Genomic DNA, 14,260 nt, shown 5'->3' with positions numbered 1-14,260 from the left:
ATACGGACGCGTAGCTTCCGGAGATTAGTATGACAAGCCAAGTTGAGGGCGCGCACAAGATAGCTGGCGGCTCGACTGGGGAGGGTGGCAAGACCGGCTCGCTGACCGACGAGTTGTTTGCAAAACTCGAGACTCGCATCCGTTCGGGCGAGTTGAAGGCCGGCTCGCGGCTACCGTCGCAAAAGGAGATCGCGCTTTCGGAGAATGTGAGCCGCACCGTGGTAAGGGAAGCCGTGGCCCGGCTTTCCGCCCATGGCCTGACGGTTTCGCGCCAGGGAGCGGGGGTCTTCGTCGCGGAATCGGCGGAGTATCGCGCGTTCCAGATCACGCGCGACGAACTCCACGAGCTCGCGGACGTGATCAAGCTGCTCGAGATGCGCCTGGCGGTCGAGACGGAGATGGCGGGCCTTGCTGCCGCTCGTCGTACAACTGCCGATATCGGGGCGATCCGGGAAGCGCTGGAACGTATGATCGAAGTGGGCGACGACCCGCGCGCCTCGGCAGAAGCGGACAGCGCATTCCACCTGGCTATCGCGCATGCAACGCAGAACGAATATTATGTCCGCTTCGTTGAGTTCCTCGGTCTGCGGCTGGTGCCTTCGCGGACCCTGTACCTGGGCGACAAGCCCGACGAAGTCCACCAATCCTATGCGGCCAAAGTCTTGGCCGAGCACGAAGCGATCGTGGACGCCATCGTGAGAATGGATTCGGCCAGGGCCCGCGAGGCCGCGCGCCAGCACATGCACGAGAGCTTGACCCGGCACTCCACGTTGAGCGCGACGCTGCGAATGAAGGGACCTTTGCACGGCGACGCGATCCAGCCGGACTGAGCGACTGTCAGCGGGGCGGCCGATGCATTCGGTGTTTGCCATATCGCGAACGTGTCGGCGGCGGCGCCTTCGGGTTGTTATCATATCATTCTTGCGGTCGCGTAGTCGCGGAATCCGTCCGGTTCGTCGCCGAAATGCTCAGATTCCCTAGGGAATGGTCATCTGTCGCGCATGTGTGATGGCGGCGTAATTGCCTGCTGATTGACGCGCTTCCGACAACTTGTCATATAACTTCCAGCACGCACGGCTGACCGTGAACGTGGCGGGAGAGGTAAAATGGGGAAGAACGTTCTTACGTGCGCCGTCTCGGCTGGCGCTCTCATCGTGATGCTCGCCGGCGCGCCAGCCTTTGCTCAGGCTGCGGATCCGGCCCCCGCGACGCCGCAGGACGCCCCCGCGGCGGCGGCGCAGGAAGAGGGCGCCGCCGACGAGATCGTCGTCACCGGGTTCCGGGGCAGTCTCAACAAAGCGATCGAGCTCAAGCGCGAATCGATCGGCTTCCGCGATTCGATCGTCGCCGAAGATATCGGCAAGTTTCCCGAAGCGAACGTCGCCGACTCGCTGCAGCGCATTCCGGGCGTCATCCTGTCGCGCGACGGTGCGTCCAACGAAGGTCAGCGGATCAGCATTCGCGGTCTCGGCTCCGAGTTCACCGTCACGACGATCAACGGCGCGCCCGTCCGCACGACTTCGGCAATGAATGTCGGCGGCTCGAGCCGCGACTTCAATTACGACGTCTTCCCGTCCGAGCTGTTCGGCCGGGTCGACGTGTACAAGACGCCACAGGCCAATCTCGAGGAGGGCGGCATCGGCGGCAATGTCGATCTGCAAACCCCGCGTCCGTTCGACAGCGCGGGCCGGGTGATCCGCTACACGGCGCAGGCAAATTACAACACGCAGTCAAAGGAGTGGCGGCCGCGCGGCTCGCTGCTGCTCAGCGATACCTGGGGCAATTTCGGCGCGCTGTTCGGCGTGGCCTATGCGCAGAACGTGAACGAGCGTTCGGGCTTCCAGTCGACTGGGGGCGGCACCAGCGGCTACAATTCGTCGGCGCTCGGCCGTCGTCCCTATTATGCGACGCCGGCAAACCCGGTGCCCGCGAACACGAGCGGCCCTTTCAATTTCGAGCTCAATCTCGACAGTCCGCTCGCCAATCTGGGCGGCCTGACCCGCTCGCAGGTGGAAAATGCCTATCTGCCGCGCTTTTACCGCGTCTTCGCGTCCAACAACGAGCGCGAACGCCTCGGCTTCGTCGGATCGCTCCAGTACAAGAGCGACCGTTTCGAGGCGAGCATCGACGGTATCTATGCCGACCTGACCGATCAGACCGACGAGTTCACCTTCGGCGTTCCCGTGCGCAACTCGCGTACCGTGGCGGGCAGCACCTCGGCGCCCGGCACGGGGACCAACTCGGGCCTGATCCCGCTCGACGTGCATATCGACCAATACAACAATTTGTACGGCACGTTCGGGAATTCGAGCATCCTGACGGAGAGCTTCTACCGCGACTCCCACACCAAATTTAAATACGGCATCGTCCGGGCGGCCTATGACATCACCGACACGATGAAGCTCTCTGCGCAGGGCAACATCAGCGAGAGCACGGCCGTCTATTCCGAGAACCGCATCGTCTCGAACATCTACGGCATCACGACGACCTTCGATCCCTCGGGTAACATCACCTATCCGACGATCAGCTCGCCCGTCGACTTCACCAACACGGCGAATTACCGGGCGCCGTCCCTCGGCTTCGCGATCAACGACGAGTTCGACAAGGAGAAGACCGCCCGGGCGGTGCTCGACTGGAAACCCGTCGACAGCGAAGACCAGATGCTGTCGCTCAAGTTGGGCGGCAGCTATGTGTCGACCACCAAGCGGGTTCAGCGGCAGGACGGCAGCAGCATCGCCGCGACCCGGGCGCTTCCGCAGGGCGGCACCTTCGCCACGAACCCCACCGGCGTGTTCGCGAACATGGATCCGTTCGTCCAGTTCGGCGCATTGGCGAACGGCGGAAACTCGGGATACCCCTCGCAATTCGCGACCTTCTCACGCGAATTCGTCATGGATGTGCTGGACGCCAATAGCGCGAACCGCGCGGCCACTCCCGCTCTCAACCAGGCCTTCACTGCCGAGGAAGTCGTCAAATCGGCCTTTTTCGAGACCAGCTTCAAGATCCCGATCGCAGGCCATGCGCTGCGCGGCAACTTCGGCATCCGTTATTCGGACACCAAGACTCTCATCAACAACTATCAGTCTGCCCCTGGTGGCGGTTTCACCCCGGCAACGCGCGAGGGCGGCTACCAGAACCTGCTTCCGTCAGCGAGCCTTGCCTTCGACATCACGCCGAAGCTCGTGCTGCGGGGATCGGCGGGCCAGACGATCACGCGCGGTTCGCTGGCAACCATCGCGGCCGGCACCCGGGTGCCGAACATCTTCAATCCCGCGGTCACCGTCGGCAATCCGGACCTCCGTCCCCAGCTCGCCACGACGTTCGACGCCGCGCTCGAATGGTATTTCGCGCCCGGCGGCCTGCTGAGTGGGGGCGTGTTCCAGAAGAACATCGTCGATCGCCCGTTCCCGGTAATTGAGCGTGTCCCGTTCGGCACCCTGGGCCTGCCTTCGAACCTGTTCAACTGCGCCTCGCTGGGCGCCGGGGCCTGTCCGCCTCAGCTCGGCGGCAGCACGATCGATCCGAACTTCCTGTTCGACCGTACGATCACGGTGAACCAGAACGAGCTGAAGCTGAAGGGCCTGGAGCTGGCCTATCAGCAGAACTTCACGTTCCTGCCCAAGCCCTTCGACGGGCTGGGCATCACCAGCAGCTTCACGATCATCGATCAGGAGGGCGATGATTTCGTGCTGCGGAACGGAGACCGCATCTCGATGCAGGGCGTGCCGGACTATACCTACAGCGTCACCGCCTTCTACGAAAAGGGTCCGTTCTCGATCCGCGGTTCCTATAACTACCGCGCCAAGACGGGCCAGAACTCGACCAACACGGGCAACGACCAGGTGCCGTATCTGGCGCCGCAGGGGTTCCTCGATGGCACGGTCAGCTACAAGATCAACGATCTCTTCGAGCTCCGGATCGACGCGCTGAACATCACCAACGAGAACGTCTTCTTCTATTACGAGAACCCGACCCAGCCCGACGGCAACGGTCTGAGCCGCCGCGACAATTCGTTCTTCAATGGAACGACGATCTCCTTCGGCATTCGCGGCAGGTTCTGACATCTCCCCCTGGGGGCGCTTGAATCGGCAGGCGTCCTCATTTTTAGAAGAACCGATCTGCATTCGCGCGATCTGGAGGCGGCACATGAAGCATCTCGCACTGGCGCTGGCCCTGTCGGCCGCGATCCCCTCGGCGAGTCTGGCGCAAGGTCCGGTGGCGGTAAGGCCGGCGGCGTCGCCGCTCGCGGCTGCGGTGCGGCTCGCCGACTGGCAGCTCGGCCAGATGCACGGTGGCACCGTGTCGCGTGCTACGGGCGAGACGCGGAACCCGCGCGCATGGGAGCAGGCGGTATTCTGGGTGGGCATGACCGCGCTCGCCGACGCGGGCGCGCCGCCGCGCGTTCGCCAGGCGATTCTCGACATGGGTGCCGCCAATCGGTGGTTGCCGGGCGAAAAGCCCTATTTCGCCGACGATCACGCCATCACCCAAGCCTATCTCTGGGCCGCCCGCAACGGCGCGGGCGAAACGGCGCGGGCGCCGGCGCGGCGCGCCTTCGATCGCGTGATGAACGAGCCCGCGATCACTTCGCTCGCTTTCTACATCCCGCCCGAGGGCTATGGTGCGGCCGAATGCCTGAAGCGCTGGTGCTGGTGCGATGCTCTATTCATGGCGCCGCCGGCCTTTCTCGATATGTCGCTCCAGACCGGCGATGCGCGCTACCGTGATTTCGCGATGCGCGAATTCTGGGCGACCACGGATTTCCTCTACGATCCGGCCGAGCGCCTTTATTATCGCGACAGCCGCTTCTTCGAGCGGCGCGACGCGAAGGGCCGCAAGGAGTTCTGGAGCCGCGGCAATGGCTGGGTGTTCGCGGGCATGGCGCGCGCCATCCCATTGCTCGACAGGGGCACAGCCGACCGGCATCGGATGGAGGGGCTGTTCCTCCAGATGGCCGCGCGGCTCAAGGCGCTGCAGAAACCGGACGGCTATTGGGCGCCGTCGCTGCTCGCGCCTGAAGGCTCGCCGCCCGAGACGAGCGGCACTGCGTTCTACACCTACGGCCTCGCATGGGGGATCAACACCGGGCTGCTGCCGCGCGCCGAATATGAGCCCGCAGCGCGCCGGGGTTGGGCAGCGCTTCAACGCGCGATCCAGCCGGATGGGCGGCTCGGCTACGTGCAGCAGGTGAGCGACCGTCCCGAGAAGGTCGAGCCCGCCGATACCCAATATTACGGAGTCGGAGGCTTCCTCCTCGCCGCCACGCAAGTGGCCGCTCTCGACAAGCGCGGCCTGTGACGGCCGGGGAAGCGACATTGTTCAAGAAGATTTATCACGCGGCCCATCCGGACATGATGGTGGGTGCCTCGAATGAGGTCCTGCGCGACCGTCACCTCGTCACCGATCTCTTTCGACAAGGCGAGATCGTGCTGACCTATTCGCACGGCGAACGATTCGTGATCGGGGGCGCCGTTCCCGGCGGGGATATGCTCCGGCTCCCGGATCATACCGAACCCGAGAGCGCCGCCGGGCACCCGTTTCTGGAACGTCGCGAACTCGGGATCGTGAACATCGGCCGCGGTGACGGCATCGTCTGCATAGACGGCGAGTCCATGCAGCTTGCGAAATACGAGGCGCTGTACGTCCCAATGGGTTCGCGTGAGGTCACCTTCTCGGGGGATGGCGCCCGCTTTTACTTGCTGTCGGTGCCGGCGCACGCGGCCCTTCCGCTCCGCAAGATCACTGCGGCCGATGTCCAGCCCCTACAGCGCGGCAGCCTCGAGGCCTCGAATGCGAGAACCATCTATCAGTTGCTTTTGCCGCACACCTGTCAGAGCGCATCACTTTGCATGGGCCTCACGCGCCTCGAGCCGGGCAGCGTCTGGAACACGATGCCGCCCCACGTCCATGAGAGGCGATCGGAGATATACCTCTATTTCGACCTCGACGACGACAGCCGCATCTTCCACTATATGGGCCACCCCGACGCCCTCCGGCACATCGTAATGGGGAATGAAGAAGCCGTCATTTCGCCGCCCTGGTCCGTCCATATGGGCGCGGGAACAAGCAACTACGCCTTCATCTGGGCCATGGCGGGCGAGAATCTCGACTACAATGACATGGACGTCGTCGACATCTGCCAGTTGCAATGACGGCACCCAATCGCTGTTGACGACATGGCCGCGTTCCGCCGCCCGGTTTTCAGTCAATGCTGAGACAAAGCGGCGTCGCTGGCGAGTTTGTCGGCGCGCTCGTTGTCGGGATGGCCGGCATGGCCCTTTACCCACACCCATTCGACACGATGCGGCTTCGACGCCGCGAGCAGTTCCTGCCACAAGTCGGCATTCTTGACCGGCTTTTTGTCCGAGGTCCGCCAGCCGTTCTTGAGCCAGCCGTGGATCCATTTCGTGAGGCCGTCCATCACGTAGCGACTGTCGGTCGAGAGCGTGACGCGGCATGGGCGTTTGAGCGCCTTGAGCCCCTGGATCGCCGCCATCAGCTCCATGCGGTTGTTGGTGGTATGGGGCTCGCCGCCCGACATTTCCTTCTCGACGCCGCCCATCCGCAGCACCACGCCCCAGCCGCCGCGCCCCGGATTGCCCTTGCACGCGCCATCGGTGGCGATCTCGACGTGCTGAAGCTCGGTCACGCGAAGATCGCCGCTCCGTGTTCGGCATAGAAATCGAGCCGGCGCAGATAAGCGAGCGGATCCTTGCGCGTGACCAACGCATCGGCAGGCGTATTGAGCCAGTCCCACATGCGGGTCAGGAAGAAGCGGATCGCCGCGCCTTCGGCGAGCACGGGCAGCGCGACGCGCTCATCAGGCAGCAGTTCGAAATTTGCAGCGTAGCCTTCGACCAATGCCTGGCCGACCCCGGCGTCATATTGCGCCCCGGCGGCGTCGAACGCCCAGGCGCCGTGCATTACGGCGAGGTCGTACGCCCGCACTTCGGTGCAGGCGAAATAGAAATCGATCAGGCCGGTGATGCGATCGCCGAGCATCAGCACATTGTCGGGAAACAGATCGGCGTGGATCGCGGCGCGCGGCAGGTCGCGCGGCCAGCTTGCCAACAATCTGTCCAGAGCCTTGTCCACATGATCGTAAAGGCCGGGCCGGATCGCATCCATATCGCGACCGCACCGCTCGAACAGCGGGCGCCAATCGTCAGGGCCGAGCGAATTGGGGCGCTCGAGCGTGAAGTCGCGCAGCGCCTCGTGCATCCGGCCCATGGCGGCACCGGCGGCGCGGGCCTGTTTCGGCGTGGGGTGCGAGACCGAAACGCCGGACAGGAACTGGATCAGGCAGGCCGGGCGGCCCTCGATCTCGTGGATCGTGCGGCCCGTGCGGTCGGGCACGGCCGGCGGGACCGGCAGGCCGCGATCGGCGAGATGATCGAGCAAGGCGAGGAAGAAGGGCAGGTCGTCGGCCGAGACACGCTTCTCGTACAGCGTCAGGATGAACCGGCTTTTGGTCGTGTCGACCAGATAGTTCGAATTCTCGACGCCTTCGGCGATGCCCTTGGCCGAAACGAGTTCGCCCATGTCGAAGCGCGCGAGAAAATCCGCCAGTGCCTCGGCGGAGACTTGCGTATAGACGGCCATCAGGCGGCTTCGAGGCCGCGGGGCAGCTTGAAGGCGATGTTCTCTGCGACGGTTTCGACTTCGCGCTCGGTCACGTCGAATCGCGTTGCGATCTGTTCGACGACTTCGCGCACCAGCAATTCCGGCGCTGAAGCGCCGGCGGTGATCCCGACCTTGCGCACGCCCTCGAACCAGGCGAAGTCGATATCGTCGGCGCGCTGGATCAGCGTCGAGCGGGTGCCGTTGCGCACTGCCACTTCGACGAGCCGCATCGAATTGGACGATTGGGGCGATCCGATCACCAGCACCATATCGACCTGTTCGGCGAGCGCCTTGACCGCGCTCTGACGGTTCGAAGTCGCGTAGCAGATGTCATCGGCGCCGGGCGCGAGGATCGCGGGGAAACGCCGTTTCAACACCGCGAGCACTGCCGCCGTGTCGTCAACCGAGAGCGTCGTCTGGGTCAGGAAGGCGAGGTTCTCGGGATCGCCGACGACGACCGCTTCGGCATCCGCAACGGTCTCGACCAGGGTCATCGTGCCCGCAGGCACCTGGCCGAAGGTGCCGATCACCTCCGGATGCCCGGCATGGCCGATGAACAATATGTGCCGTCCCGCCGCGACCAGCCGCTCGGCCTGGCGATGGACTTTGGAAACCAGCGGGCAGGTGGCGTCGAGATAAGAGAGGCCGCGCTCGGCCGCCTTGGCGGGAACCGCCTTGGGCACGCCGTGCGCGGAGAATACCACCGGCACGCCGTCGGGCACCTGATCGAGTTCCTCGACGAAGATCGCGCCCTTCGCCTTGAGGCTGTCGACGACGTATTTGTTGTGGACGATCTCGTGGCGCACATAGACCGGCGCACCGTATTTCTCGATCGCCAGCTCGACGATGCGGATCGCGCGGTCGACGCCCGCGCAGAAGCCGCGCGGGGCGGCGATGAGCAGATCGAGCGGCGGTTTCCGGGTCGCGTCCATGGCGAAGCGGGCTCTACGCGATTGCTTGCGCGGGCGAAAGGCGGTTCCTATGGTGCCGGCGTTTCCGGGCCTCGCTTGCGCGCGGCCCGTTGTTCCGTCTGAAAGGTGTACCGCCCGTGTCGCTCGCCAAGCTCGCCGTTCCCATTATGATCCTGCTGGCCGCCGGCGGCTGCTCTCGCACCGGCGAGATTACCGAGGGCGGCATCTCCGCGGTGCGCTCGGCCTGCCCGCATGTCGGTGTGCCCGCCGGCACCGGTGACGTCACCTTGTTCAACCCGGCGACCAGCCGCGAGGCGAGCGCGATCGACGTGGTCGCGGTGCTCACCAACCTCCAGTCGACTTGCGACGAGGCTGGCCCGCAGATCCAGGCCAATTTGACCTTCGACGTGCTTGCGCGGCGCAACCAGCCGGGCCCGGCGCGCGACGTGACTTTGCCCTATTTCATCACTGTGGTGCGCGGTGGGACGTCGGTTACCGCCAAGCGGATCGGCCAGGTGACGGTGCGTTTCGCCGAGGGGCAGATCCGCGCGCAAACCACCGGACAGGCTACTGCCAGCATCGACCGTGCGGCGGCGACGCTGCCCGAGGAGGTGCGGAAGCGGCTGACGGAGAAACGCAAAGCGGGCGATCAGGCCGCGGCGATGGACCCGCTCGCCGATCCGGCGATCCGCTCGGCGGTGCTCTCCTCCACTTTCGAGGCGCTGGTCGGCTTCCAGCTCACCGAGGATCAGCTGAAGTACAACGTCACGCGCTGACCTGTTTCCTCTACCTTGCAGGGAAGGGAGTCAGAGAAGGGAAGGCGAGCGTTTCGCGATTGACTCGAATCACCCCCCCGGCCAAGGCTGCACGCGTCGATGGCGGGCAACCGGCATAGGCACGCGCGGGAGAGTGGCGGCCCTTTGAGGGCCGCCCGCCGAAGGAGCAACCGCCCCGGAATCTCTCAGGCACCAGGGACCGCGCGCGCTGTGACACTCTGGAAAGCGTCGCCGAAGAGGCGGCCACCGAAGGGGTAAGCGGATGCTCTCTCAAGAGAGTGGCGCGAAAGCTCTCAGGTTCCGTGACAGAGGGGGCGAGGGACTCTGCCGCGCATGTGCGTGGTTCAGTACCTCGTTCAGCCTCGCGCGGAGTATCCGGAATGAGCCACGATCCCATCGAAGACGGCGAAGAAGCGCTGGAGCTCCTGCAGTTGCCGCTCGATAGCTGGCACCGTGCGCGGGGCGGGCGGATGGTCCCGTTCGCCGGCTACGAAATGCCCGTCCAGTATGAAGGCATCATGGCCGAGCACCTTTGGACGCGCGAGCATGCCGGGCTGTTCGACGTCAGTCACATGGGCCAGCTCGTGCTTGATGGGCCTGGCCTGGACGATGCTCTGGAGGCGCTGATCCCGGCGGATATCAAGGGCCTGAAAGAGAATGCACAGTCCTATTCGCTGCTGCTGGCGGAGAATGGCGGCATTCTCGACGATCTGATGGTCACCCGCTGGGCACAGGGGTTGTACATGGTGGTCAATGGTGCCGTGAAGTATGACGACATCGCCCATCTGCGCGAGCATCTGCCTGACGAGATCACCATCAATCATCTTGATGAGCATGCCTTGCTCGCTTTGCAGGGTCCGAAAGCCGCCGAAGCGCTGGGGCGCCTGGTGCCGGGCGTGTCTAGCTTGGTCTTCATGACAGGAGCGGGTTTCGATTGGCGCTCGGACGCCGGGGAGCACGTGCCGCTCTGGATCAGCCGCTCTGGCTATACGGGTGAGGACGGCTTCGAAATTTCGCTGCCGGGAAGGGGTGTGGAGGCTTTCGCCGATGCGCTGACCGCGCAGCCCGAAGTCAAGCCGATCGGACTGGGCGCGCGCGATTCGCTGCGGCTCGAGGCCGATCTGCCGCTCTACGGTCACGATCTCGATACCGAGACCACGCCGGTTTCCGCCGCTCTCGGTTTCGCCCTCAAGAAGCGCCGGCGCGAGGAGGGCGGCTTCCCGGGCCATGCGCGCATCATGCTCGAGCGCGAGCAGGGGCCGATCGTCAAACGGGTCGGGCTGATCGTCGAGGGCCGCCAGCCGGTGCGCGAAGGGGCTGCAGTGGTCGATGCCGAGGGTAGCGAAGTCGGCAAGGTGACTTCGGGCGGGTTCGCGCCGAGCGTCCAGAAGCCGATCGCCATGGCCTATGTGCCGACTGCGCTCGCCGTGCCCGGCACACGCATCACGCTTGCCCAGCGCGGCAAAGTCCACCACGCGGAGGTCGTCCAGATGCCCTTCGTCCCCCATCGTTACGTCAGGAAGGGAAGCTGACTCATGCGTTATTTCACTGAAGATCATGAGTGGATCCAGGTCGATGGCGATGTCGCCACGGTCGGCATCACCGATTACGCGCAGGGCCAGCTGGGCGACATCGTGTTCGTCGAGACCCCCGAAGAGGGCAAGACGGTCAGCAAGGGCGACGACGCCGCGGTGGTCGAAAGCGTCAAGGCAGCGTCGGACGTTTACGCGCCGGTCGCCGGCACGGTGATCGAAGGCAATGCCGCGCTCGCCGACAATCCCGCGCTGGTGAACGAAGATCCCGAAGGCGAAGGCTGGTTCTTCAAGCTGACGCTGGCCGATGCGGGCGAGCTCGACAGCCTGATGGACGAGGCCGCCTACCAGGATTTCGTGAGCAAGCTTTAAGTCCCAGCTCCCCCTCCCTTCCAAGGGAGGGGGCCGGGGGGCGGGTGCCCTCCGCGAGCGATACGCCTGGGGCGCTCACCCACCCCCAACCCCTCCCTTGGAAGGGAGGGGGGAGATATTGAATGCGCTATCTGCCCCTTACCCAGACCGACCGTGAGGCGATGCTCGCCACGATCGGTGCCAAGTCGGTCGACGATCTGTTCGTTGACGTGCCCGCCGCGGGCCGGCTCGATGGACCGATCCACGGCCTGCCGCTCCACGCCAGCGAACTCGCGGTCGAGCGCCACATGTCGGCTCTGGCGAAGAAGAATCTCGCCGCGGGCGACGTTCCCTTCTTCCTCGGGGCAGGGGCATATCGCCATCACGTGCCGGCATCGGTCGATCACCTGATCCAGCGCGGCGAGTTTCTCACGGCATACACGCCCTACCAGCCCGAGATCGCGCAGGGCACGCTGCAGGTGATGTTCGAATTCCAGACCCAGGTCGCGCGGCTGCTCGGCTGCGACGTGGCGAACGCGTCGATGTACGACGGCTCGACGGCGTGCTGGGAAGCGATCACGATGGCGCGGCGGGTGACGAAGCGCGGCAAGGCGATCCTTTCGGGCGGACTGCACCCGCACTACGTCTCGGTCGCGAAGACGATGGCGAAGTTCACCGGCGATCAGCTCGTGACTTCGCTGCCGACGCTGTCGCCCGAGCCCGACACGCTCGACCTGATCAATGCGATCGACGACGGCACCAGCTGCGTCGTGGTCCAATACCCCGACATTCTCGGCCGGATCGAGGACATGAGCGCGCTCGCCGAAGCGTGCCATGCGAAGAAAGCGCTGCTCGTCGCGGTGGTGACCGAACCGGTGGCGCTGGGGGCGATTCGTTCGCCGGGCGAGATGGGTGCCGACATCGTCGTCGGCGAGGGCCAGTCGATCGGCGTCGGGCTGCAGTTCGGCGGGCCCTATGTCGGGCTGTTCGCCTGCTCGGAGAAGCTGGTCCGCCAGATGCCGGGGCGGCTTTGCGGCGAGACCGTCGATGCGGAAGGCAAGCGCGGCTTCGTGCTGACGCTCAGCACCCGCGAGCAGCATATCCGCCGCGAGAAGGCGACCTCGAACATCTGCACCAGCTCGGTGCTCTGCGCGCTGGCGATGTCGGCACATATGACCTTGCTGGGTGAGGCCGGGCTACGCCGTTTGGCCGAGATCAACCATGTCGCCGCCAGCGCCGCCGCCGATCGGCTGGCCGAAGTCGATGGCGTCGAACTGGTCACCGACCGCTTCTTCAACGAGTTCACGCTGAAGCTTTCGAAGGAAGCGCGTCCCGTGGTCCGCGCGCTGGCGGACAAGGGCATCCTGGCCGGCGTGTCGCTCGGCCGGCTCTATCCCGACGCCGCCGAACTGCAGAACGGGCTCGTCGTCGCGGTCACCGAAACCACCACCGAGGAGGACGTCGAGACGCTTGCCTCCGCGCTCGAGGAGGCGCTGGCATGACGATCAACCAGAGCGGCTGGCGCCCCACGACCCCGCAGGCCGGCGAGAGCGGCGGCCAGACCTTCACCGGCAACCGCGCGCTGATGCTGGAAGAGCCTTTGATCTTCGAGATCGGCTCGACCGAGACCACCGGTGTCGATTTCGCCGAGGCGCCCTCGGGCAAGTCGCGGCTGGGCGGACTGGAGCGCTCGAAGGCGATCGGCCTTCCCGGCCTGTCCGAGCCCGAGGCGGTGCGCCATTACACCCGCCTCAGCCGGCAGAATTATGCGATCGACCTGGGGCTGTTCCCGCTCGGCTCGTGCACGATGAAGCACAATCCGCGATTGAACGAGCGGATGGCACGGCTGCCCGGCTTTGCCGATCTGCACCCGTTGACGCCGGTCGATGCCTGCCAGGGCGCGTTCGAAGTGATCCATCAGCTCGCGCATTGGCTGGTGACGCTGACCGGCATGCATTCGGTGGCGATGAGCCCCAAGGCCGGCGCCCATGGCGAGCTTTGCGGCGTGCTGGCGATTCGCGCGGCACTCGACGCCAAGGGTGAGCAGGCCCGGAAAGTGCTGCTGGTGCCCGAGAGTGCGCACGGCACAAATCCCGCCACCGCGGCGTTCGCCGGCTTCTCGGTCGAGGACATTCCCGCGACCGAGGCCGGCCGCGTCAACCTCGAAGCGCTCAAGGCGCGGCTGGGGCCGGACGTGGCCGGCGTGATGATCACCAACCCCAACACCTGCGGGTTGTTCGAGCCCGACATGAAGGCGATCTCCGACGCGGTGCACGCGGCGGGCGGCTTCGTCTATTGCGACGGTGCGAACTTCAACGCGATCGTCGGCCGGGTGCGTCCGGGCGACCTCGGCATCGATGCGATGCACATCAACCTCCACAAGACCTTCTCGACTCCGCATGGCGGCGGCGGGCCGGGCTCGGGGCCGGTGGTGTTCTCCGAAGCGCTGACGCCCTACGCGCCTTTGCCCTTCGTCGAGAAGCAGGGCGATCATTTCGTTCTGGTCGAGGAAGAGACTGCGGGCGAGCATCACGCGTCGAGCTTCGGCCGGATGGTCGCGTTCCACGGCCAGATGGGGATGTTCACTCGGGCGCTGACCTATATCCTCAGTCACGGCGCGGACGGGCTGCGGCAGGTTGCCGAGGATTCGGTGCTCAATGCCAATTACATCCTGCGATCGATGGAGGATGTGCTCGACGCGCCCTTCGCCAAATCGGGTCCGTGTATGCATGAGGCGATCTTCAGCGATAAGGGACTGCCCGAAGGATTCTCGACGATCGACGTGGCCAAGGGGCTGATCGACGAGGGTTTCCACCCGATGACGGTCTATTTCCCGCTGGTCGTCCACGGGGCGATGCTGGTCGAGCCGACCGAGACTGAAAGCAAGGCTACGCTCGATCAATTCATCGGTGCCTTCCGTTCTGTGGCCGAACGGGCTAAGGGCGGCGATCTCGCGATCAAGACCGCGCCGCATTTCGCACCGCGCCGGCGACTCGACGAGACGCTCGCCGCGCGCAGGCCGGTGCTGGTATATAAGGAGCCCCAACGGGCGGAGGCGGCGGAATAG

12 protein-coding genes and 1 riboswitch are annotated in these 14,260 nt (G+C 65.1%); of the genes, 9 read left to right on the top strand and 3 right to left on the bottom strand.

Translation table 11 applies throughout. The features are described 5' to 3' along the window. The first annotated feature begins 29 nt into the window (after positions 1-29). From BR78_RS0106895 to kduI, 4 genes are all read left to right on the top strand, one after another. A complete protein-coding gene (locus BR78_RS0106895) occupies positions 30-830 on the top strand; it encodes a FadR/GntR family transcriptional regulator (RefSeq protein WP_025560472.1) in 801 nt (266 codons plus the stop codon). A gap of 276 nt (positions 831-1,106) precedes the next feature. After that, the gene (locus BR78_RS0106890) at positions 1,107-4,061 is read left to right on the top strand and encodes a TonB-dependent receptor (RefSeq protein ID WP_025560473.1); all 2,955 of its coding nucleotides are present in this window, start codon (positions 1,107-1,109) and stop codon (positions 4,059-4,061) included. Positions 4,062-4,146: 85 nt separating this feature from the next. Next, entirely contained in the window at positions 4,147-5,298 is a 1,152-nt protein-coding gene (locus BR78_RS0106885) for a glycoside hydrolase family 88/105 protein (protein ID WP_025560474.1), read from the top strand. A 17-nt stretch (positions 5,299-5,315) separates the two neighbouring features. Then, positions 5,316-6,152 carry a 5-dehydro-4-deoxy-D-glucuronate isomerase gene (gene kduI / locus BR78_RS0106880; RefSeq protein WP_025560475.1) on the top strand — a complete coding sequence of 279 codons (837 nt, stop codon included), beginning with the start codon at positions 5,316-5,318 and terminating at the stop codon, positions 6,150-6,152. Positions 6,153-6,205: 53 nt separating this feature from the next. On the opposite strand, the gene rnhA is transcribed toward kduI, so the two are convergent. From rnhA to ispH, 3 genes are read right to left on the bottom strand one after another with little or no spacing between them, the layout of a single operon-like run. Beyond that, on the bottom strand, positions 6,206-6,649 hold the full coding sequence (rnhA, locus tag BR78_RS0106875; protein WP_025560476.1) for a ribonuclease HI: 444 nt from the start codon (positions 6,647-6,649) through the stop codon (positions 6,206-6,208). Further along, the gene (thrB, locus tag BR78_RS0106870; protein WP_025560477.1) at positions 6,646-7,602 is read right to left on the bottom strand and encodes a homoserine kinase; all 957 of its coding nucleotides are present in this window, start codon (positions 7,600-7,602) and stop codon (positions 6,646-6,648) included. Before thrB ends, rnhA begins: the two co-directional genes overlap by 4 nt. Beyond that, complete coding sequence (ispH, locus tag BR78_RS0106865) at positions 7,602-8,555, bottom strand: 4-hydroxy-3-methylbut-2-enyl diphosphate reductase (protein ID WP_025560478.1); 954 nt, start codon at positions 8,553-8,555, stop codon at positions 7,602-7,604. The genes thrB and ispH overlap by 1 nt, the downstream gene beginning before the upstream one ends. 116 nt (positions 8,556-8,671) lie before the next feature. On the opposite strand from ispH, the gene BR78_RS0106860 reads away from it, so the two are divergent. The 5 genes from BR78_RS0106860 to gcvPB all read left to right on the top strand — a co-directional run bounded on the left by BR78_RS0106860 (position 8,672) and on the right by gcvPB (position 14,260). After that, positions 8,672-9,310 (top strand): hypothetical protein, encoded by a 639-nt coding sequence (locus tag BR78_RS0106860; protein WP_025560479.1) that lies wholly within the window; start codon positions 8,672-8,674, stop codon positions 9,308-9,310. Between the two features lie 116 nt (positions 9,311-9,426). Continuing rightward, positions 9,427-9,522, top strand: a riboswitch (glycine riboswitch). Between the two features lie 168 nt (positions 9,523-9,690). Beyond that, a complete protein-coding gene (gene gcvT, locus BR78_RS0106855) occupies positions 9,691-10,842 on the top strand; it encodes a glycine cleavage system aminomethyltransferase GcvT (RefSeq protein ID WP_025560480.1) in 1,152 nt (383 codons plus the stop codon). Positions 10,843-10,845: 3 nt separating this feature from the next. Beyond that, a complete protein-coding gene (gcvH, locus tag BR78_RS0106850; protein WP_025560481.1) occupies positions 10,846-11,214 on the top strand; it encodes a glycine cleavage system protein GcvH in 369 nt (122 codons plus the stop codon). Between the two features lie 122 nt (positions 11,215-11,336). Then, positions 11,337-12,695, top strand: coding sequence for an aminomethyl-transferring glycine dehydrogenase subunit GcvPA (gene gcvPA / locus BR78_RS0106845; protein ID WP_025560482.1), 1,359 nt, complete (start codon positions 11,337-11,339; stop codon positions 12,693-12,695). Then, entirely contained in the window at positions 12,692-14,260 is a 1,569-nt protein-coding gene (gene gcvPB, locus BR78_RS0106840; protein ID WP_025560483.1) for an aminomethyl-transferring glycine dehydrogenase subunit GcvPB, read from the top strand. The genes gcvPA and gcvPB overlap by 4 nt, the downstream gene beginning before the upstream one ends.

Source organism: Sphingomonas sp. UNC305MFCol5.2 (genome assembly GCF_000712135.1).
Taxonomy (GTDB): domain Bacteria; phylum Pseudomonadota; class Alphaproteobacteria; order Sphingomonadales; family Sphingomonadaceae; genus Sphingomonas.
Note: the sequence above shows the minus strand (reverse complement) of the source record. Positions and strands in the feature narration are given on the sequence as shown.